The organism is Amycolatopsis sp. NPDC059657 (genome assembly GCF_042734395.1).
In the GTDB taxonomy this organism is placed as follows: Bacteria; Actinomycetota; Actinomycetes; order Mycobacteriales; family Pseudonocardiaceae; genus Amycolatopsis.
Genome location: NZ_JBHWEB010000002.1, coordinates 189,175 through 209,551 on the forward strand (window position 1 = coordinate 189,175; position 20,377 = coordinate 209,551).

At 66.4% G+C, this 20,377-nt stretch carries 19 protein-coding genes and 2 tRNA genes; 19 read left to right on the top strand and 2 right to left on the bottom strand.

Features of this window, described 5'->3' with window-relative positions; translation table 11 throughout:
* Window positions 1-359: 359 nt before the first annotated feature.
* The 14 genes from dnaA to ACFV15_RS02145 all read left to right on the top strand — a co-directional run bounded on the left by dnaA (window position 360) and on the right by ACFV15_RS02145 (window position 15,450).
* Window positions 360-1,970, top strand: a complete 1,611-nt coding sequence (gene dnaA / locus ACFV15_RS02080) for a chromosomal replication initiator protein DnaA (RefSeq protein ID WP_378348260.1) — start codon at window positions 360-362, stop codon at window positions 1,968-1,970.
* An 801-nt stretch (window positions 1,971-2,771) separates the two neighbouring features.
* A complete protein-coding gene (dnaN, locus tag ACFV15_RS02085; protein WP_378348261.1) occupies window positions 2,772-3,905 on the top strand; it encodes a DNA polymerase III subunit beta in 1,134 nt (377 codons plus the stop codon).
* Between the two features lie 34 nt (window positions 3,906-3,939).
* The gene (gene gnd, locus ACFV15_RS02090) at window positions 3,940-4,830 is read left to right on the top strand and encodes a phosphogluconate dehydrogenase (NAD(+)-dependent, decarboxylating) (RefSeq protein ID WP_378348262.1); all 891 of its coding nucleotides are present in this window, start codon (window positions 3,940-3,942) and stop codon (window positions 4,828-4,830) included.
* Window positions 4,831-4,840: 10 nt separating this feature from the next.
* Window positions 4,841-5,998 (top strand): DNA replication/repair protein RecF, encoded by a 1,158-nt coding sequence (gene recF / locus ACFV15_RS02095; protein WP_378348263.1) that lies wholly within the window; start codon window positions 4,841-4,843, stop codon window positions 5,996-5,998.
* 110 nt (window positions 5,999-6,108) lie between these two features.
* On the top strand, window positions 6,109-6,741 hold the full coding sequence (locus tag ACFV15_RS02100; RefSeq protein ID WP_378348264.1) for a DciA family protein: 633 nt from the start codon (window positions 6,109-6,111) through the stop codon (window positions 6,739-6,741).
* Window positions 6,742-6,922: 181 nt separating this feature from the next.
* A complete protein-coding gene (gene gyrB, locus ACFV15_RS02105; protein WP_378348265.1) occupies window positions 6,923-8,890 on the top strand; it encodes a DNA topoisomerase (ATP-hydrolyzing) subunit B in 1,968 nt (655 codons plus the stop codon).
* A 43-nt stretch (window positions 8,891-8,933) separates the two neighbouring features.
* Window positions 8,934-11,456 (top strand): DNA gyrase subunit A, encoded by a 2,523-nt coding sequence (gyrA, locus tag ACFV15_RS02110; protein ID WP_378348266.1) that lies wholly within the window; start codon window positions 8,934-8,936, stop codon window positions 11,454-11,456.
* A 32-nt stretch (window positions 11,457-11,488) separates the two neighbouring features.
* Window positions 11,489-12,175, top strand: coding sequence for a DUF3566 domain-containing protein (locus ACFV15_RS02115; protein ID WP_378348267.1), 687 nt, complete (start codon window positions 11,489-11,491; stop codon window positions 12,173-12,175).
* A 50-nt stretch (window positions 12,176-12,225) separates the two neighbouring features.
* Window positions 12,226-12,299, top strand: a tRNA-Ile gene (locus ACFV15_RS02120).
* A 60-nt stretch (window positions 12,300-12,359) separates the two neighbouring features.
* On the top strand, window positions 12,360-12,869 hold the full coding sequence (locus ACFV15_RS02125) for a hypothetical protein (RefSeq protein ID WP_378348268.1): 510 nt from the start codon (window positions 12,360-12,362) through the stop codon (window positions 12,867-12,869).
* 105 nt (window positions 12,870-12,974) lie between these two features.
* The gene (locus ACFV15_RS02130) at window positions 12,975-13,166 is read left to right on the top strand and encodes a DLW-39 family protein (RefSeq protein ID WP_378348269.1); all 192 of its coding nucleotides are present in this window, start codon (window positions 12,975-12,977) and stop codon (window positions 13,164-13,166) included.
* Window positions 13,167-13,201: 35 nt separating this feature from the next.
* Window positions 13,202-13,274, top strand: a tRNA-Ala gene (locus ACFV15_RS02135).
* Between the two features lie 85 nt (window positions 13,275-13,359).
* Window positions 13,360-14,664, top strand: a complete 1,305-nt coding sequence (locus ACFV15_RS02140; RefSeq protein WP_378348270.1) for a tyrosine-type recombinase/integrase — start codon at window positions 13,360-13,362, stop codon at window positions 14,662-14,664.
* A 3-nt stretch (window positions 14,665-14,667) separates the two neighbouring features.
* Window positions 14,668-15,450, top strand: coding sequence for a phosphotransferase (locus tag ACFV15_RS02145; protein ID WP_378348271.1), 783 nt, complete (start codon window positions 14,668-14,670; stop codon window positions 15,448-15,450).
* Here the strand turns inward: ACFV15_RS02145 and ACFV15_RS02150 are convergent.
* Together ACFV15_RS02150 and ACFV15_RS02155 are read right to left on the bottom strand one after the other, a co-directional pair.
* Complete coding sequence (locus ACFV15_RS02150; protein ID WP_378348272.1) at window positions 15,447-16,139, bottom strand: HAD family hydrolase; 693 nt, start codon at window positions 16,137-16,139, stop codon at window positions 15,447-15,449. The genes ACFV15_RS02145 and ACFV15_RS02150 overlap by 4 nt on opposite strands.
* Complete coding sequence (locus ACFV15_RS02155) at window positions 16,136-16,978, bottom strand: GntR family transcriptional regulator (RefSeq protein WP_378348273.1); 843 nt, start codon at window positions 16,976-16,978, stop codon at window positions 16,136-16,138. The genes ACFV15_RS02150 and ACFV15_RS02155 overlap by 4 nt, the downstream gene beginning before the upstream one ends.
* A gap of 272 nt (window positions 16,979-17,250) precedes the next feature.
* On the opposite strand from ACFV15_RS02155, the gene ACFV15_RS02160 reads away from it, so the two are divergent.
* The 5 genes from ACFV15_RS02160 to ACFV15_RS02180 form a co-directional block, all read left to right on the top strand.
* On the top strand, window positions 17,251-17,520 hold the full coding sequence (locus ACFV15_RS02160) for a helix-turn-helix domain-containing protein (protein WP_378348274.1): 270 nt from the start codon (window positions 17,251-17,253) through the stop codon (window positions 17,518-17,520).
* Entirely contained in the window at window positions 17,520-19,556 is a 2,037-nt protein-coding gene (locus ACFV15_RS02165; protein ID WP_378348275.1) for a type IV secretory system conjugative DNA transfer family protein, read from the top strand. Before ACFV15_RS02160 ends, ACFV15_RS02165 begins: the two co-directional genes overlap by 1 nt.
* Window positions 19,553-19,942, top strand: a complete 390-nt coding sequence (locus ACFV15_RS02170) for an SsgA family sporulation/cell division regulator (RefSeq protein WP_378348276.1) — start codon at window positions 19,553-19,555, stop codon at window positions 19,940-19,942. Before ACFV15_RS02165 ends, ACFV15_RS02170 begins: the two co-directional genes overlap by 4 nt.
* Window positions 19,939-20,169: a hypothetical protein gene (locus ACFV15_RS02175; RefSeq protein WP_378348277.1), complete on the top strand. Its 231-nt coding sequence runs from the start codon at window positions 19,939-19,941 to the stop codon at window positions 20,167-20,169. Before ACFV15_RS02170 ends, ACFV15_RS02175 begins: the two co-directional genes overlap by 4 nt.
* A partial coding sequence (locus tag ACFV15_RS02180) for a hypothetical protein (RefSeq protein ID WP_378348278.1) occupies window positions 20,166-20,377 on the top strand: 212 nt, incomplete at its 3' end. The genes ACFV15_RS02175 and ACFV15_RS02180, both read left to right, overlap by 4 nt.

The following is a 20,377-nucleotide window of genomic DNA, read 5'->3' on the forward strand; positions in this document are numbered from 1 at the left end:
CCGGGCACCGAATGGCAACACGCCGGGCACCGTGAAATGCTTGCACCCAACGATGACTTGTGGCAGGACGCGGCGCTTGTTAGCGTGGCCCCTCTCACAGTCGCCGGTCCAGGTGCGCAGAATAAGTGGTCCCGTAGCCGATGCGCTGCGGACACCGACGTCGAACCCGCGGGTAGAGCCGTGACGGGTCGCCGTACATTAGTGCACAGCTGTGGACAACTATGTGGATACCTGCTGCGCCGGTGAGCATATCGGTCCAAGATGAGACTCCATTGTGTGGTCTCGACTGTTCAGCCGAGTGATGACCAGTGCGTTCAGCGTCGCTTTCAGGGGGCGGCGAGGGGAGGGGAGCCGAGTAGGTGTCCGAACACCAGTACAACCTGGGGGTCATCTGGGAACAGGTGGTCCGCGAGCTCTCCGAGGGCACCCTTTCCCCGCAGCAACGTGCGTGGATGCGCGTGACCAGGCCGATCGGCCTGCTCGACGGCACCGCGCTGCTGGCCGCACCGAGCGACTTCGCCAAGGAGGCGATCGAGCGCGCGCTCCGCGGCGCGATCACCGAGGCGCTCTCCCGCAGGCTCGGCCGTCAGGTCTCGCTCGCGGTGAAGGTCGACAGCACCGAAACGGTCTCCAGCACTCCGCCCCCGTCGCCCGAGCCCCGCTATTCGGCCTCACCCGGTCGGGGGGAATCCGTCGGCAGGGAGAACGGCAGCCGCACGCTCCCCGAGCCGCCCGCTCAGCTCGAAGAAGAAGTCGTCTATCCGCCGTCGCGCCATCTCGTCGAGCAGACGAAGCCCGCTGACGCCGAGGACGACGATGAAGAGGTGGACGAGGAAGGCGAAGCGCTCGGCACCGTCCGCGAGATCTGGCCGACCTTCTCCGGCCGCCCCGTCGCCGGCCAGCCGTACACCGCGCCGGCGCAGCCGCAGACCTCGAAGACCCGGCTGAACGAGAAGTACACCTTCGACACGTTCGTCATCGGCGCGTCGAACCGGTTCGCGCACGCCGCTTCCGTCGCGGTCGCCGAAGCGCCGTCCCGCGCGTACAACCCGCTCTTCATCTGGGGCGAGTCGGGACTGGGCAAGACTCACCTGCTGCACGCGGTCGGTCACTACGCGCAGCGGCTGTTCCCCGGCATGCGCGTGCGCTACGTGTCGACGGAAGAATTCACCAACGACTTCATCAACTCGCTGCGAGACGACCGCAAGGTCGCGTTCCAGCGGCGCTACCGCGACATCGACATCCTGCTCGTCGACGACATCCAGTTCCTGGAAGGAAAAGAAGGTACGCAGGAAGAGTTCTTCCATACCTTCAACACCCTCCACAACGCGAACAAGCAGATCGTTGTTTCGTCCGACCGCCCGCCGAAGCGCCTCGAGACGCTGGAAGACCGGCTGCGCACGCGGTTCGAGTGGGGCCTGATCACCGACATCCAGCCGCCGGAACTCGAGACGCGTATCGCGATCCTCCGTAAGAAGGCCGCGCAGGACCGGCTCGACGCACCCGGTGACGTACTGGAGTTCATCGCCGCACGTGTCGAGGCGAACATCCGCGAACTCGAAGGCGCGCTCATCCGCGTCACCGCGTTCGCTTCGCTCAACCAGCAGCCGGTGGACATCGGGCTCGCCGAGATCGTGTTGCGGGACCTGATCCCCGACTCGCACGCGCCCGAGATCACCGCGCCGACCATCATGGGCGCCACGGCCGAGTTCTTCGACGTGACGCTCGACGATCTGTGCGGGCCCGGCAAGACGAAGGCGCTCGCCACCGCACGGCAGATCGCGATGTACCTCTGCCGTGAGCTGACGGACATGTCGCTCCCGAAGATCGGGCAGACCTTCGGCGGCCGCGACCACACCACGGTCATGCACGCGGACAAGAAGATCCGCAAGGAGATGGCCGAGCGCCGCCGGATCTACGATCAGGTGCAGGAGCTGACGTCGCGCATCAAGCAGCGCGCGAGGCAGTAACTCCCGCCTCTGTAGCCCAGAACGCCCCGTTTCGGAACGCATCGACGTTCCGGACGGGGCGTTCTTCATGTCCGGGGAAATTTTCTTTGTACACAAGCACTGTGGATGGCCTGTGCGCTCGTCATGAGCTTTTTTCTTTGTACACAAGGGAAAATCCCCATGGTGTGAGTAGTTGCCCCACAGGCTCGAAGTTCTCCCAACAGCGACAACGGGAAACGCTCCACAGACCGTCCACAGTGCATCCACAGGCAATCCACACCATGATCCACACGGATTCCCCAGGCAGTCCACATGCTGTACACACCTGTCGCGTGTCACCCGCACGAGCGATTCAGGTCACGGAAAGGGTCATCGGACATCCCCAGCGCCTGGGTACAAGTCCGTCCACGACTGGGGACAACCATGGGGATAACTGTGGATAGCTGTGGATGGTCACGTGGCACCTTCAAACCATCCACCGATCGCCCGAACTGTCCACGGGCCGCGTACACCGCCCGTCCACACGGTCCCGCCTACCAGGAGCTGCACAGATGGCACCTGTCCACACAATCCACAACGCTTACTACTACTGCTGTTCAAATATCTCTTGAAGAAGAACAAAAGATAAAAACAAGCGGCGGACGAAATTGGGGACAGCTCGGCGCATGTGACGACATGTCGACAAAGGCATCGCCAGGCCGAGGTGACGTGGCCCGCGGCGACGGCCTAACGTGGGTGGCCCACACCTGGTCCATCGCCGCTTCGGACCTCAGGTGCTCTTCTCGGGCCTGCACCGGGCTCGGCTGTCGAAAGGAAGCGCGCATGAAGATCCGCGTCGAGCGTGACGGGCTCGCCGACGCCGTCGCGTGGGTCGCTCGAAGCCTGCCGTCCCGGCCTCCCGTCCCCGTGCTGGGCGGTGTGCTGCTCGATGCCGGTTCGGAAGGCGGCAGCGACGCGCTGACCGTTTCCGGCTTCGACTACGAGGTCTCGGCCACGGTCGGTGTCCCCGCGACGATCGCCGACGGCGGCCGCCTGCTGGTCTCCGGCCGCCTGCTGGCCGACATCACCAAGGCGCTGCCCGCGCAGCCGGTCGAGATCGCCGTCGACGGCGCCCGCGCTTCCATCACCTGTGGCAACGCCCGGTTCTCGTTGCCGACCATGCCGGTCGAGGACTACCCGCAGCTGCCTGCCCAGCCCGCCTTCGCCGGTGAGCTCGCCGGCGACGCGTTCGGCCAGGCCGTCTCGCAGGTCGCGGTCGCGGCAGGCAAGGACGACACCCTGCCGATGCTGACCGGCATGCGGCTGGAGATCTCCGGCGACAAGCTCACCCTCGTCGCCACCGACCGCTTCCGCCTCGCCATGCGCGAGTTCACCTGGAACCCGGCCGACGGCCTCGCCGACGCCGCGGTGCTCGTGCCGGCGCGCACGCTCGCCGAAGCCGCCAAGTCGCTCGGCTCCGGTGGCGCGACGATCTCGCTCGCGCTCGCCAGCGGTGAGGGCCTGCTCGGCCTGACCGGTTCCGGCCGCTCGACCACCACCCGGCTGCTCGACGCCGAGTTCCCGCCGTATCGGCAGCTGCTGCCCGCGCAGCACTCGTCGCGCGCGGTGATCGGGGTTTCCGCGCTCGCCGACGCCATCAAGCGCGTTTCGCTCGTCGCCGAGCGAGGCACCCAGGTCCGGCTGGAGTTCGACGACGGCACGCTGCGGCTCTCGGCCGGCGGCGATGACGAAGGCAGCGCCGAAGAGGAACTCCAGGTCGACTACGAGGGCGAACCGGTCACCATCGCGTTCAACCCCGGCTACCTCGTCGACGGCCTCGGCGCGTTGCACGCCGACCGCGCGGAGCTGACGTTCACCACGCCGAACCGCCCCGCGCTGATCAAGCCAGCCGACGAGAACGGCGACCTGATCCCGGGTTACCTCTACCTGCTGATGCCGGTCCGCCTGCCCGGCTGACCCGACAATTTTCGTTACCTACCAAGGGGAACTCATGGTGCAGCTAGGTCTGATCGGCCTTGGCAAGATGGGCTTCAACATGCGCGAGCGGCTGCGTGCCGCCGGCATCGAGGTGGTCGGCTACGACCGCAACCCCGAGGTCACCGACTCGACCTCGCTCGAGGACATGGTGTCCAAACTGGACGGTCCGAGGATCGTCTGGATCATGGTGCCCGCCGGTGACCCGACGCGGCAGACGGTGGTCGAGCTGAGCAACCTGCTCGCCGAGGGCGACATGGTCATCGACGGCGGCAACTCGAAATACACCGACGACAAGGTCAACGCGGATCTGTTGGCCGCCAAGGGAATCGGGTACGTCGACGCTGGTGTCTCCGGTGGCGTGTGGGGCAAGGACAACGGGTACGGCCTGATGGTCGGCGGCGCGGCGGCGGACGTCGAGCGCGCGATGCCGATCTTCGACGCGCTGCGCCCGGACGGTCCGCGCGAGGAAGGCTTCTCGCACGCTGGCTCCGTCGGCGCCGGGCACTACGCGAAGATGATCCACAACGGCATCGAGTACGGCATGATGCAGGCCTTCGCCGAAGGCTTCGAGTTGCTCGAAGCCTCGAAGGTCGTCGAGGACGTGCCCGCGGTGATCACCGGCTGGCAGCGGGGAACCGTCGTCCGGTCCTGGCTGCTCGACCTGCTCGTCCGAGCGCTCGACGAGGACCCGGAGCTCGACGACCTCGAGGGCTACGTCGAGGATTCCGGCGAAGGCCGGTGGACGCTCGAAGAGGCCATCGACCACGCCGTGCCCGCGCCGGTCATCTCGGCCGCGCTGTTCGCCAGGTTCGCGTCGCGGCAGGAGGACTCGCCCGCGATGCGTGCGGTCGCCGCGCTGCGCAACCAGTTCGGCGGGCACGCGGTGAAGAAGGTCGGCGGGTAACCCGCGCGGCGTGTACCTCAGACATCTCCAGGTCACCGACTTCCGGTCGTGGCCGCACGCCGACCTGCCGCTCGAGCCGGGGCCGACCGTGCTCGTGGGGCAGAACGGCAGGGGCAAGACGAACCTGCTCGAAGCCATCGGGTACGTCGCCACGCTCGGCTCGCACCGCGTCGCCACCGACGCACCGCTGATCCGGTACGGCTGTGAACGCGCGCTGATCAGGGTCGCCGTCGTCAACGACGATCGCGAACTGACCGTCGAGCTCGAGGTCACCGCCGGGCGGGCCAACCGCGCGCGGGTGAACCGGGGCGCGGTCGGCAAGCCGCGTGACGTGCTGGGCATCCTGCGGACGGTGCTGTTCTCACCGGAAGACCTCGCGCTCGTGCGCGGCGACCCCGGCGAGCGGCGCCGGTTCCTCGATGACCTGCTCGTGCAACGCGCGCCGCGCTACGCAGGCGTGCGGTCGGACTACGAGAAGGTGCTTAAGCAGCGCAACGCGCTTCTCAAGACGGCAGGCAAGCGAAAGGGCACGGGCCGTGAAGACCCGTACGCGCTTTCGACGCTCGAAGTCTGGGACAACCACCTCGCCGCGGCCGGCGCGCAGCTGCTCGCGGCGCGGCTGAACCTCGTCGCGGACCTCGGCCCGCACGCGGCGGCCGCGTACATGGGCGTCGCGCCTGACTCGAGACCGGCGAAGATCGCCTACAAGTCGAGTCTCGGCGAAGCGCTGCCTGCGGAGTACGGGGTGCCGGACGGCGAGCGAGCGGATCCCGAGACGCTGGCCGGGTTGCTGACCCAGGCGATGGCGGATTCGCGCAAGGCCGAGCTCGAACGCGGGATCAGCCTGGTCGGACCGCATCGCGACGAGCTGGAGCTGATCTTGGGCGAGATGCCCGCGAAGGGCTACGCGAGCCATGGGGAGTCCTGGTCGTTCGCGCTCGCGTTGCGCCTGGGAAGCTATGAGCTTCTGCGTGGCGAAGCGGGCGAACCGGTGTTGTTGCTCGATGATGTGTTCGCGGAACTGGATCGCCGCCGCCGTTCCCGGCTGGCGGAGGTCGCGGCCGGAGCCGAGCAGGTGCTCGTGACGGCCGCTGTGGAAGAGGACGTACCCGCTGAACTGGCCGGACGCCGGTTCAAGGTGGCCGATGGAGAGCTCACCAGTGGATGATGTGATCGACTTCGCCACGCGGGGTGATCGCGTCCACAACGTTTACCCACCGATCTGGGGACAAACCTGTGGATAGTGTGGATAACACCGGGAACGAGTTATGGCCCGGCGTGACCAAAGGGCCAGATAGGACACTTGACTTAACCCACACGGGTGAGCGGGCGGCCAAGGCACCTAATTCGCGCACGCAGGGTGACAAAAGCGCTGCGCCGAACGGGGCGGAGCCTGCCAGGTCCCCCGGACGTGATCTTGTCCAGTCCGCTTTGGACGCCGCCCGTGAGAAAGCCAAGGCCCGCGGGGTGTCCCCAGGCACCCGTAAGCCTCGTGTGGGTGGTTCCGGCGGGCAGAGCCCACGCCGTCGTCGCTGGTCAGGGCCGGGCGCCGACACCCGCGACCCGCAGCCGCTCGGCAGGCTCGCTTCGCGGATCGCGCTGGAGCACGGCTGGAGCACCAGGTTGTCCACCGGCCAGGTCTTCGGGCAGTGGGGAAAACTCGTCGGCGAGGACGTCGCCGAGCACGCCCAGCCGGTCGCGCTGAAGGACGGCGAACTGACCGTTCGCGCGAGTTCCACCGCCTGGGCGACCCAGCTCCGGTTGCTGCAGGGGCAGCTTCTCGCGAAGATCGCCGCAGGTGTGGGCCATGGTGTCGTCAAGCGGATGCGTATTCAGGGCCCGACCGCGCCGAGCTGGCGCAAAGGGTTGCGCCACGTGCCAGGACGCGGTCCGCGCGACACTTACGGCTGACAGACTTCAGTGCGCCGAGACGCCTCGACTTGACACTGAGCTACAACCGGAGTCGGTCAAGGCCAAGTTCGTGCGCCTGTGAGGAAAATAGAGGTGTCCTTGCCGCATGCCAGCGGACGTGGCCAAGTAGGATGTTGCTAGAGAACGTCCGACTCGGGCGAGACGAGGAGATTCAGCGCCGGTGACCGAGAACAAGAGCGAGTACAACGCGTCGTCCATCACCGTGCTCGAAGGCCTCGAAGCGGTACGCAAGCGGCCAGGTATGTACATCGGTTCCACAGCCGAACGCGGCCTGCACCACCTCGTCCAGGAGGTCGTCGACAACTCCGTCGACGAGGCGATGGCGGGCTACGCGACCAAGGTAGAGGTTACCCTCCTCGCCGATGGCGGGGTACGTGTCGTCGACGACGGCCGAGGTATCCCGGTCGGGATGCACCCCACCGAGGGCAAGCCGACCATGGAGGTCGTCCTCACCCAGCTGCACGCGGGTGGCAAGTTCGACAGCGACTCCTACGCGGTGTCCGGCGGTCTGCACGGTGTCGGCATCTCCGTGGTGAACGCGCTGTCCACCAAGCTGCTCGCCGAGGTCAAGACCGACGGCCGGAGCTGGCGTCAGCTCTACACGAACCAGGTGCCCGGCGAGCTCGAAGACCTCGCGCCGGCGTCCGACACCGGCACCACGATCACGTTCTGGGCCGACGGTGACATCTTCGAGACGACGACCTACAACTTCGAGACGATCTCGCGGCGCCTCCAGGAGATGGCCTTCCTGAACAAGGGCCTCACCATCTCCCTGCGCGACGAGCGCGTCACCGACGAGGACACCGAAGCCGACGCCGAGGGCAAGAGCGCGCGCATCAAGGAGCGCACGTACCACTACCCGGGCGGGCTCGAGGACTTCGTCAAGCACATCAACGGCAGCAAGGACCCGATCCACAAGAACGTGATCGCGTTCGAGGCCAAGGGCCCCGGCCTCGAGGTCGAGGTGGCGATGCAGTGGAACGACGGGTTCACCCCGTCCGTGTACACCTTCGCCAACACGATCAACACGCACGAGGGCGGCACCCACGAAGAGGGCTTCCGCGCCGCGCTGACCCGCGTCGTCAACGCGTACGCGCGCGACAAGAAGCTGCTCAAGGAGAAGGACGGCAACCTGACCGGCGACGACGTGCGCGAGGGTCTCGCCGCGATCGTCTCGATCAAGCTGTCCGAGCCGCAGTTCGAGGGCCAGACCAAGACCAAGCTGGGCAACAGCGAGGCGAAGTCCTTCGTGCAGACGACGTCCAACGAGTGGCTGAGCCACTGGTTCGAGGCGAACCCGGCCGAGGCCAAGACGATCATCAACAAGTCGCTGTCCAGCGCGCAGGCCCGGATGGCCGCGCGCAAGGCACGCGACCTGGTCCGCCGCAAGGGCGCGCTGGAGATCGGCGGTCTGCCGGGCAAGCTGAAGGACTGCCGCTCCACCAACCCGGAGGAGTGCGAGCTCTACATCGTCGAGGGTGACTCGGCAGGCGGCTCGGCCAAGGAAGGCCGCGACTCGATGTACCAGGCGATCCTGCCGATCCGAGGCAAGATCATCAACGTCGAGAAGGCCCGTATCGACCGGGTGCTCAAGAACACCGAGGTCCAGTCGCTGATCACCGCGCTCGGCACCGGTATCCACGACGACTTCGAGCTCGAGAAGCTGCGCTATCACAAGATCGTGCTGATGGCCGACGCCGACGTCGACGGCCAGCACATCACCACGCTGCTGCTCACCTTCCTGTTCCGCTTCATGACCCCGCTGATCGAGCACGGTCACGTCTTCCTCTCGCGGCCGCCGCTGTACAAGATCAAGTGGCCCCGGCAGGACCCGGAGTACGCCTACTCCGACCGCGAGCGCGACGCGCTGATCCGCCAGGGCGTGGAGAACGGCAAGAAGCTCCCCAAGGACGACGCGATCCAGCGGTACAAGGGTCTCGGCGAGATGAACGCCGAAGAACTGTGGGAGACCACGATGGACCCGGCCAACCGGCTGCTCGGCCAGGTCACCCTCGACGACGCCGCGCAGGCCGACGACCTGTTCTCGGTGCTCATGGGCGAGGACGTCGAGGCACGCCGTTCCTTCATCACCCGCAATGCCAAGGATGTCCGCTTCCTGGACGTGTAGTCCACCCCGACTTCCCTAGCCCGTCCAGAACGAGAAGGACCACATGACGGAGACCTTGCCGCCGGAACACGACCGCGTCGAACCGGTCGACATCCAGCACGAGATGCAGCGTTCGTACATCGACTACGCGATGAGCGTGATCGTGTCCCGCGCGCTGCCCGACGTCCGCGACGGCCTCAAGCCGGTGCACCGTCGCGTGCTGTACTCGATGTTCGACTCGGGCTTCCGCCCCGACCGCGGGTACAACAAGTGCTCGCGCGTCGTCGGCGACGTGATGGGCAACTATCACCCGCACGGTGACTCGGCGATCTACGACGCGCTGGTCCGCCTCGCGCAGCCGTGGTCGATGCGGTACCCGCTGATCGACGGCCAGGGCAACTTCGGTTCGCCCGGCAACGACCCCGCGGCCGCCATGCGGTACACCGAGTCGCGCCTCGCGCCGCTGGCCATGCAGATGCTGGCCGGCATCGACGAGGACACCGTCGACTTCTCCGACAACTACGACGGCCGCACGCAGGAGCCGGACGTACTGCCCGCCCGATTCCCGAACCTGCTGGTCAACGGTGGTTCCGGCATCGCGGTCGGGATGGCGACCAACATCCCGCCGCACAACCTGCGCGAGGTCTCCGACGGCGTCGTCTGGGCGCTGGAGAACTGGGACGCGACCGACGACGAGCTGCTCGCGGCGCTGCTGCAGCGGATCAAGGGGCCGGACTTCCCGACCAGGGGCCTGATCCTCGGCGGCTCCGGCATCGAGGACGCGTACCGCACCGGCCGCGGTTCGGTCCGGATGCGCGCGGTCGTCGAGGTCGACGAGGACGCCAAGGGTCGCACGATCCTGGTGGTCACCGAGCTGCCGTTCCAGGTGAACCCGGACAACCTGGTCGAGAACATCGCCGCGCTGGTGCGCGACGGGAAGCTCACCGGCATCGCCGACATCGCGGACGAGTCGAACAGCCGCAAGGGCATGCGCATCGTGATCACGCTCAAGCGGGACGCGGTCGCCAAGGTCGTGCTGAACAACCTCTACAAGCACACCCAGCTGCAGTACAACTTCGGCGTCAACATGCTGGCGCTGGTCGACGGCGTTCCGCGCACCCTGCGGCTCGACCAGATGATCCGCCACTACGTGAACCACCAGGTCGAGGTCATCGTCCGGCGGACCAAGTACCGCCTGCGCAAGGCCGAGGAGCGGGCCCACATCCTGCGCGGCCTGGTCAAGGCCCTCGACATGCTCGACGAGGTCATCGCGCTGATCCGGCGCTCGCCGTCGGCCGACGAGGCCAGGCCCGGCCTGATGAACCTGCTCGAGATCGACGAGATCCAGGCCACCGCGATCCTCGACATGCAGCTGCGCCGCCTGGCCGCACTGGAACGTCAGAAGATCATCGACGAGCTGGCCGAGATCGAAGAGACGATCGCGGACCTGAACGACATCCTGGCCCGCCCGGAGCGTCAGCGGCAGATCATCCGTGACGAGCTCATGGAGATCGTCGACAAGTACGGCGACGACCGGCGCACCCAGATCATCCCGTTCGACGGCGACGTGTCGATCGAAGACCTGATCGCGGTCGAGGACGTGGTCGTCACGATCACCCGCACCGGCTACGCGAAGCGCACCAAGACCGACCTCTACCGTTCGCAGAAGCGCGGCGGCAAGGGCGTGCAGGGCGCGACGCTGAAGCAGGACGACATCGTCCAGCACTTCTTCGTCTGCTCCACGCACGACTGGATCCTGTTCTTCACGAACAAGGGCCGGGTCTACCGCGCCAAGGCGTACGAGCTGCCGGAGGCGAACCGCAACGCGCGCGGCCAGCATGTCGCGAACCTGCTCGCGTTCCAGCCGGACGAGCAGATCGCCCAGGTCATCGAGATCCCCAACTACGAGGTCGCGCCGTACCTGGTGCTCGCCACGCAGAAGGGTCTCGTCAAGAAGACCAAGCTGACCGACTTCGACTCCAACCGCGCTGGCGGCCTCATCGCCATCAACCTGCGCGAAGAGGACGAACTGGTCGGCGCCGTGCTCGCGGCCGCGGAAGACGACCTGCTGCTGGTTTCGGCGGGCGGCCAGTCCATCCGCTTCCACGCCACCGACGAGGCGCTCCGCCCGATGGGCCGTGCGACGTCAGGTGTGCTCGGCATGCGCTTCAACGACGGTGACGAGCTGCTCGCCATCAGCGTGGTCAAGCCGGAGAAGTTCCTGCTGGTCGCGACCGACGGCGGATACGGCAAGCGGACCCCGATCGAGGACTACCCGGTCCAGGGCCGCGGCGGCAAGGGCGTGCTCACCATCCAGCATGACCAGCGACGTGGCAGGCTGGTGGGAGCGCTCATCGTCGACGTCGACGACGAGCTCTACGCCATCACCTCCAGTGGCGGTGTCATCAGGACTCCGGCGGACCAGGTGCGCAAGGCCGGTCGGCAGACCAAGGGCGTTCGCTTGATGAATCTCGGCGAAGGAACAACTCTTCTCGCCGTGGCACGCAACGCGGACGAGCCCTCAGACGTCGCCAACGGTAGTAATGATGAAGGAGAAGAAGACACCACGACAGCGCCGGAGAACTAGCGGTGCCGAGCACGGGTAAGGATTGACTCTTCGTGACACCATCCGACAAGTCCGAAACGACCGGCGTTTCGGCGCCGCCCTGGCAGCGTGACGGCAACGGCTCGCCCGCCGAGGAGCACGAAGGTCAGGCTGTGGCCGACACCGACGAGACGATTCGCATGAAGCAGGAGGACGTCCCGGCGGCTTCCCAGGACTACCACCCTGGCACCGGCGACTTCCCTGCGGTCACCGGCACAGCGGCACGCCGCCTCTTCGGCGACGCGGCCGAGGACGAGAAAACCCGCGAGACGGCCATCCCGTCCGCGTCTCGTTCCCGGCCGGCGCCGACGGCACTGCGCCGCCCCGGCCGCGGCCCCCGCCGAGCCAGCCTGCAGATCAAGCGCTTCGACCCGTGGTCTGTGCTCAAGCTCTCACTGGTGCTCGGCCTGGCGATGTTCTTCGTCTGGCTGGTCGCCGTCGGCGTCCTCTACACCGTCCTCGACGGCATGGGCGTCTGGGACAAGCTCAACGGCACCTACTCGTCGCTCGTCGGCGGCGAAGGCGCCAACGCACCCACGGATCCGCTGATCAGCGCCGGTCGCGTCTTCGGAATCGCGGCCATCCTCGGCGCGATCAACATCGTCCTGGTGTCGGCGTTGGCCACGGTCAGCGCGTTCATCTACAACGTCTCGGCGGACCTCGCAGGCGGTCTCGAGGTCACCCTGTCGGAGCGAGAGTAACCCGGTTGCAGGGCGCTCCCGGGCGTCCTGTAATCTACTTTTCGTTCCACGGGCCCATAGCTCAGGTGGTTAGAGCGCTTCGCTGATAACGAAGAGGTCCCAGGTTCAAGTCCTGGTGGGCCCACCCGATGGAAAGCCGGTTCGCATTCGCGGACCGGCTTTCTTGTTTGCCGTGGGGGTGGCAATGGGTGAATACGACTTCGGGATCGACGGGTATCAGCCGAAGTGGCTCAACACGGTGCCCGAGCTCACTGCGGCACACGGCGAGCGACTGGCCTCGCTGACCGGGCGGACACTCACGAACAGTTGGCTCGTCTGGGAACCCACCTGGGAGAGATGGTTCTCCGACTGTCCGGTCGTGCTCGACTTCGAAGGCGACCACGTCGAGTTCAACCACCAGAAATACACCGACCTGTCGATCACCTGGAACGTGATCGACCTTGAGCAACCGGTGAGATGGTCGAGCAAGGCCGAGGTTCCCAGTGTCTGGCGTGACGACGTCTCCGAAGGTCTGTCCGCGCTGCGGGGACAGACCTTGAAGACCGTCCTGCTGCTGGAGCGGGACGCTGGCGGCGACCTCGCTGTCGGGTTCGTCTTCAGCGAAGGCCAGCTGACCATTCACAACGGTTGCGATGCCAACGCCCTCGACTTCGATGTGCTGGACTCCCACTTCCGGCGGCACCGGCTGGGCTGACCTTGTTCCACGTGGAACAAGACACCGGTGCCAACCCGTCGGACAGCCGTCTTGTAACATGGCAAAGCAAGCCGAGCAAGTTGTCGAGGAAGAGGGGGCTTCACCGTGAAGAAGCTGCTGGCACTCGCCGCCGTCGCAGGCGCCGTGTTGTTCGTGGTCAAGCGGAACAAGGCTGCGAAGGCCGAGGCCGACCTGTGGCGCGAGGCCACCGCCCCGACCGAGCGCCCGCTCGGCGCCGTCTCCACCAACGGCAGCGCGCCCGCCAAGGCGAGCTCCTCGGACGCGGCCAACAACTGAATCTTCCCCGTGGGTGACGCGAGTCGCCCACGTCCGGGGCTGTAGCTCAATTGGTAGAGCACCGCCTTTGCAAGGCGGGGGTCAGGGGTTCGATTCCCCTCAGCTCCACATAGCCTGACCAGGCGTTTAGCGCCGGTTCCCACGCTTTCAGTTGACAACTGGGAGCTATGGTGGGAGCGAGTAAGATCGTCACATGGCCAAACGGTCGACCAGCAAGAGTCGTGGGCGTGGCGAAATCGAGCGCCGCGGTGGATCGCTGCGCGTTCGGGTCTACGCCGGACTCGATCCGCTGACCGGCAAACGCCTGTACCTCACCGAGTCGACGGACGACGAGAACGAAGCCGAGCGCATCCTCACTCGCCTTGTAGCCCAGGTTGACGAGGAACGCCACGCCCGTACGAAGGGCACGCTTCGGATTGCGCTCGCCGACTGGTTGCGTTTGCTCGAAATCGAAGACAGTACCCGCGAGACGTACGAGATGTACGCCCGCCGTTTCCTGTACCCCGCACTCGGCGCTGTCCCCCTCGCGAAGATAAGCGCCCGCGTACTCGAAGAGTTTTACGCCGACCTGCGGCGTTGCCGCGCTCGGTGCGACGGCAAGCCGTTTGTCGAGCACCGTGTCGATGGGCCGCACGAGTGCAGGACGGTCAAGCACAAGCGTCCGCCAGGTCGGCCACCCGCCAGCGGCTATCCGCCCCATGATTGCGCCGCGACCGGCTGTGTCGTAACGGAATGCCTTGCACACACGTGCCGCCCTCTCGGCAAAGCCACGATCCTGAAGTTGCACTTCATGCTCAGCGGCACCTTTGCAGCCGCCATGCGGTGGGACTGGATCAAAAGCAACCCGGCCGACATTGCTCGGAAGCCGAAGCCGCCGGCGCCGGACCCCGACCCGCCCAGTCCTGAGGAAGTCGGGCGGATCGTTGCTGCCGCGTGGGAGCAAGACGAGAACTGGGGAACGCTCGTGTGGTTGGTTATGGTCACAGGTGTTCGCCGCGGTGAACTCCTTCGCATTCGCTGGCGGGACGTCGATTTCGACAAGGGCGAGTTGGCCGTCCACAAGACCAAGACCCACAAGCCGAGAAGGATTGCGCTCGACGCCGCCACAGTGGACGTTCTGCATGACCTGCGCGCACACTACGAAGACCGCATGCGCGCGCTCGATCTCGCGCCGGTGCCCGACGCTTACCTTTTCTCGTACGCGGATGCGTATGACCGACCTTGCGACCCGTCGGGCGTTACCCATCGATACGGCCGTATGTGCGCTGGAATCGGCATCGATAGCCATCTACATGCCCTTCGGCACTACACCGCCACCGAACTCATCACCGCAGGGGTGGATATCCGAACCGTCGCCGGCCGACTCGGTCATGGCGGAGGCGGAGTAACGACTCTTCGCGTCTACGCGGCTTGGGTCGCTGAGGCCGACCGCCGTGCCGCCGACCTCCTGGGAGGTCGGCTGACTCCGCCACGCCGAACAAAGAAGTCGGCAGGCTGACCGATGGACTTGACCGTTCCGCCCGCCGTCGTGGCCGCGGTATCTGCACGTTGGCCGGATCGCGGTGCGGACTGGGAGTCGTCGGTGGCCAGCGAGCTTGTTGAACTCTGTCGCCGCTTCGACTGCCAACCAACGGAAGTACTGAATGCACGCTACGGCCTCGTGGTGGCGGTGAACAGCAGCGTTGGCCCGCTCGTACTGAAGTCCACTCCCGACCCGGATGGCGCTCGTCAAGCTGCTGCAGCTAGACAACTCGCTGAGCTCGGCATCGGTCCTGCCGTCCACGATGTGGTCCAGTTCGAGTTCAGCACATGGACTGTCATGGACTGCGTGCAACCCGGCACCCATGCGATCAGGTCCGCATCCCTGCCCGAACTCGCTGAGCTCTTGCGTCCATTCAGAACTGCGCCTGCCACGTTTGAATTTCCTCCGATCTCGTTATGGCTGAAAGCGCGCCTGGTCGACGACAGCGTCGTCGACCTACCGCCGGGCATCCCTGCCGCAGGCCTTAAGGAGCGCGAACGCGCGCTGCCTGTTCTTGCCGCGCTTGTAGACAACGAGTCTGGACGCCTTTGTCATGGTGACGTGTCGTCCGGCAATGTTCTTCGGGGCGTTTCAGGGCTCCAGCTGATCGATCCGCGTGCTGTGTCCGGCGACGTCGAGTACGACGTGGCGGTTCTTGCACTCAAGGCGGGTCGCAAGGTCGCCGATTTGGCTCAGCTGCTCGGGGTTGACACCGCCCGCGCAGAAGCATGGGGGACGGTCGCCATAGCCGCGCGCGTCTAGTGTGGAGCGTTCACAACAGACATAGAGCGACCGTCGACTTCGAGCAGTTCAGTCATGTCGTCGACGATCGCGTCAGGCCCTAGCTGCTCGAAGCGTTCGCGCTTCCCTGGTTTGTTGGCGTACGCGACAACTGGTGCAGTCGCCGAGCGCGCCGCCTCTATATCGGTAGCCGAATCGCCGAGCATGAGGCACTGACGAATGTCCAGGCCCAGAATTTTTGCGCCGTCGAGCAGGAGGTGGGGGTGCGGCTTAAGCAGAGCAGGGTTGGGGTCAACCCTTGAAGCTATACCTGTCACGTACTGGTCCAGGTCGTGCTGTGCGAGGTAGGCCCGGACCGCCGCCGCCGAGTTGTTGCTGACGACCACCACGCGCCGGCCGGACTCCTTGAAATGCCGGAGGACGGTGTCCGCCCCCGGCGTCGCCTCTGCCTTCCGCACAGCCGTGGTCTCAAGTTCGGCGAGTTCCGCTTCCGCCCGGGTCGCCGCCAGCGGTTTGAACTGCGCGACGTGGTAGAGGATCTCGAACGGCTCGTTGGTCACAGGCAAGTCGACGAAGTCGAGACGAGCGCGAAGCTCACGCGCAACCGCGGCAGGGGAAAAGGCGCTGAAGACGGAGCAGACCGGCCCGTCGAAGTCGAGCAGTATCGCAGACGTTCTTGCAAAAACCGAAGCAAGTGCGCTACTGCTCATAGCTCGTAGTCCCTGCCGACTGTCGTCCAGATCGAGTCAAACCACATGCGCGACTGCCGGATGAACTGCGAGGCGAGGCTGTCTTCGTTTCCGTCGCCGGAGTGATGGAAAAGTGTGGCGTCCTTGCCCATCAGGTCCCAGATAGCAGTTTCCTCGCCGTCGAGCTTGAGTCTGTGCTCTTGGACGGGGTAGTAGCCAAAGAACGCTTCTTGATCGTTGATCAGGTAGAGCTTGAACAACGGCACGGCCGGATTGATCCGCACCTGAGCGCTGGCTGACGGTACAAGGCCGAGTTCGGCGAGCTCATTTACCGCATCGACCACGGCAAGTGTGTGACGCTGCATAATGCGTGCTGCGCGAGCTCGGAACGCTGGACTGTCCGCGAGGTCGTCGACGCGGGCTGGAAGCGTCCAAGGCTTTCCGGGGTCCGGGACGAGCAACCGCACTGAGACCGACTCGGGTCGAAGCCGACCGTCTCGAATCTTGTCGAGGGGTTCGGTAATCGCACCGTGCAGCGTCTCGCCTGAAAAGCCCGCGAAATCGACTGTCACATTGGGCTGTTCGAACGCCCGCTCAAGGTGCGAGCGCAGGTCGACGGGGCGTTGCGTCCGCTCCCGCACGTAGACGCCACTGCCCTGACGCGAGACGACCAGGCCGTCGTCACGTAGCAGGCGAATTGCCTGCTGAACGGTCATTCGTGCCACGCCGAACCGCTGAGACAGCTCGGGTCCAGATGGCAGCTTCTCGCCGGGCTTGAACGTCTTGGTCAGGATCGCGGCGCGAAGCGCGTTTGCAACCTGCTGATACGGCGGCCGCGGGTCATCCGGGTCGAGCTCCATGGGCCAAGGGTACGGCCGTAGAGCAAGCCAGGCTAGCCAGCCTAGACAAGCTATTGACATGGCTAGCCATGCTGGGTAACTTCAAACATGCCTAGCCAACCTATACAGGTTGGCGACGGTGGAACCGGCACAGACAAAGCGACCCAGGCGGGGATGCCGCCCCGCCTGGGCCTCGCACCGGACATTTGGAGTCTCAGATGCAAGAACAAGTTACGACATCCGAGCCGCGACTCGGTCGCGAGTTGCTTCGCGACGTAGCTCTACAGAACGCCATGCGGAAGCGCACGAACGGCGTGCCGACGTACACCGTTCCTGAAGCTGCTGCGCTGCTCAGCGTGTCTCAGGAGTACGTGTACCGCCTCATCCAGGCTGACTCCTTTCCTGCTCTGCACCTGCGCCGAGGTGGGGGACAGGGGCGCTATGTGGTCCCTGCGAAAGCCGTCGAGCAACTGCTCGACTTTGCGGTTGGCGCTGGCAACTGCATCGACGTCGCCGAATGGGTTGACACGTGGCGCACGAACTCGGCTGGGGGTGCGGCCTGATGCGCACCTTTGGTGCCGCCTTGGTGGCGGCTGTGCTGATTTTCCTTGGTGTGGCGTTGAGTGACGCGCACGTCAAGGTCGCGGTCATCTGGCCGTGGTTGGTCACGCTGGGCGTGGCCGCAGCTGTGTTTGGTGCCGCTGAGCTGGCGCGGGGCAATTTGGCTCGTGCGTCGGTGGTGTCGGCCGGTCTGGTTGGTCTGTCGGTGTGGTTCGCGGGCTGGGTTCCGGTGGAGACGCCGGGGTACGGCGCGTGGCCGTGGGGCCTGGTGGGGCTGCCGGTGCTGTTGTTCGGCCTGGCGTCCGGTCTGCGTGGTCGGCGTGGTTCGAGCGGGCTGATCAGCCGGTGGTCGCGTCGTTCGCGCCGGAATGGTGGCGTGGCGTCGCGGTGGCAGATCTGGCGGGTGGCGTCGGCTTCGGCGATGCGCCGCAAGGCGAAGGTGCTCAAGCCGTCGCTGCGCCGTGCGATGTGGTGGACGCGACGACGGGTGCCGGTGATCGAGTACGCCACGCCGATCGCGAAGGTTGGCTGGCAGAAGATCTGGTCTCCGGCGGAGGACGTGACGACCCGGTTCGGTGGTCCGCGTTCGGGTAAGACCGGTGAGCTGGCGTGCCGGATTCTGGACGCGCCGGGCGCGGTGATCGCCACCTCGACCCGCACGGACCTGATCGACCTGACCGCGAAGCTGCGTGAGCGGCGCGGGCCGGTGTACGTGTTCAACCCGTCGGGGCTGGGCAAGCTGCCGTCGACGATTACGTTCGATCCTCTGTCGGGGTGCAAGAACCCGGTGACCGCGACGCACCGCGCGTCGGATTTGATCCCGGCTGACGGTGGGGATTCCGACCGTGAGCACTGGGTGAAGCAGGCCCGCCGCGCGTTGGCGACGTTGCTGCATGCCGCTGCGGTCGGCGACCTCGCGATGACCGATGTGGCCGACTGGGTTGCGGACCCGGAAGGTTCGACCGATGAGGTGCTGCGTCTGCTGCGTCGCTCGCCGGAGCCGTCGTTTTCGACTGCGGCTCAGCAGTTCCTGACCACGAATGACCGCACGCGGTCGTCGATCACGACCACGATCATGCCCGCGCTGGAGTGGCTGACCGACCCGAACGCGAAAGCCGCCGCGGCACCTGGGGGCGCGTTCGACGTCGCCGAACTGCTGGAGCAGCGCGCCACGGTGTACATGCTCGGCGCCGAGGAAGGCCACACCGCGTCGCTGGTCGCAGCGTTGACCTCGCACTTGGCGCGGGAGGCGCGCCGGATCGCGGCCGAGTCGCCCGGTGGGCGGCTGGACCCGGCGCTGACGCTGGTGCTCGACGAGGCCGCGCTCGTGTCGCCGGTGCCGCTGGACAAGTGGACCGCGGACATGGGCGGGCGCAACATCACCATCCACATCGGCGCGCAGAGCAGGGCTCAGCTGCGCGATCGGTGGGGTAACACCGGATGCGCGGCGATCATGACGAACTCCGCAACGGTGCTGATCCTTGCCGGGTCCCGCGATGACGAGGACTTGAAGGCGTATTCGCTGCTCACGTCCGAGCGGCACGAGATGGTCGAGACCGAGGACGTCGACGGGCATGTGACCGGGCGGACTCCGCAGCTGGTGCCGGTGCTCTCGCCGGGGCAGATCTCGCAGTTGCCGGAGCTGCACGCGGTGATCGTGCGCCGGGGGATGCCCGCCGCGATCGGGCGCTTGCAGATGGCGTGGAAGCGCGGCGACGTCAAGGCCGCCGAGCGCCGCGAGCGCTGGATCGAGCTGCGCGAACGGGTCGTCACGCGCCGGGACGAGCACATCGAGCGGTTCGCGAATTGGTTCAACGCCGTCGCCGACCGGGTCAACCCGTGGGTCGAGCGCACGCTCGACCGCCTCAGCGGCACGAAGACGACCAGCGACGACCCGAGCGGCGCGTGGCGTCCGGTGATCTCGGCCGACGCGACCCGTCTCGACGAGGACCCGTTCGCGCGGCTGGACGCCGAACTGTCCGCCGTGCCGGGCGACCGCCAGGCCAGCGACGACACCACTGAGGGAGGCACCCGATGAACGCGATGACGATGCGCATTCAGGCGAGCTTGCCTGTCGGGAACGCGGAACTGGTGGCGACTTATCGACCGCAGGAGCCGTTCGGTGTACTGCTGGACTTCTCCAATCTGTACCCCGGCACGGAGTGGATGGTCAGCCGCGACCTGCTGGCCGCCGCGCTGAGGCACGGGCACGCCGGCCACGCCGCCGGGGCCATCCACGTCACCGCGCGCGGCGACCTGGTGGTGCTTGCCCTGACGGGCTCGACGGGCACGGCCACGGTCGTGTTCCGCCGCGACGACGTCGCCGAGTTGGTCAACCGCACACATCGCTTGGTGCGTCCCGGCGACGAGTCCTTGGTTCTGGACTGGTCGGACATCACCGACTTTCCGGGGGTGTCGCTGTGAACCCGCCACCGAACCCCACCGCCACACGGCCCGCGCGGCCGAGGGTGTGGCTGGTCGCCGGGCTCGGCGCCGCACCCGAACCCGCCGATTGCCCGCAGGTGCGTGACGGGCTGATGCGGTGCTGGTGCCACGGCCCCGACGGGCAATGGCACACCACCGACGGCCGCCACCACGCCGCCTGGTCCGAACTGCACAACCGCTTCGACCTCGTGGAGGTGACCCGATGAGCACCGACCCGAACTCAGCTTTCCCCAGGTCGCGCGTGCAGGCCGTGATCGACGCGATCGCCCGCCAGGTGACCGATCCGGCGGACGCGGCGCTGTTCGCGACCACCCGAGCGCTGGTGGACATCGTCGTGTGGCGCGTTGTGCACGGCCAGACCGTCGAGCAGATCACCCAATTCCTCGCCGACAACGTCACCCCGGACGCGGCGTC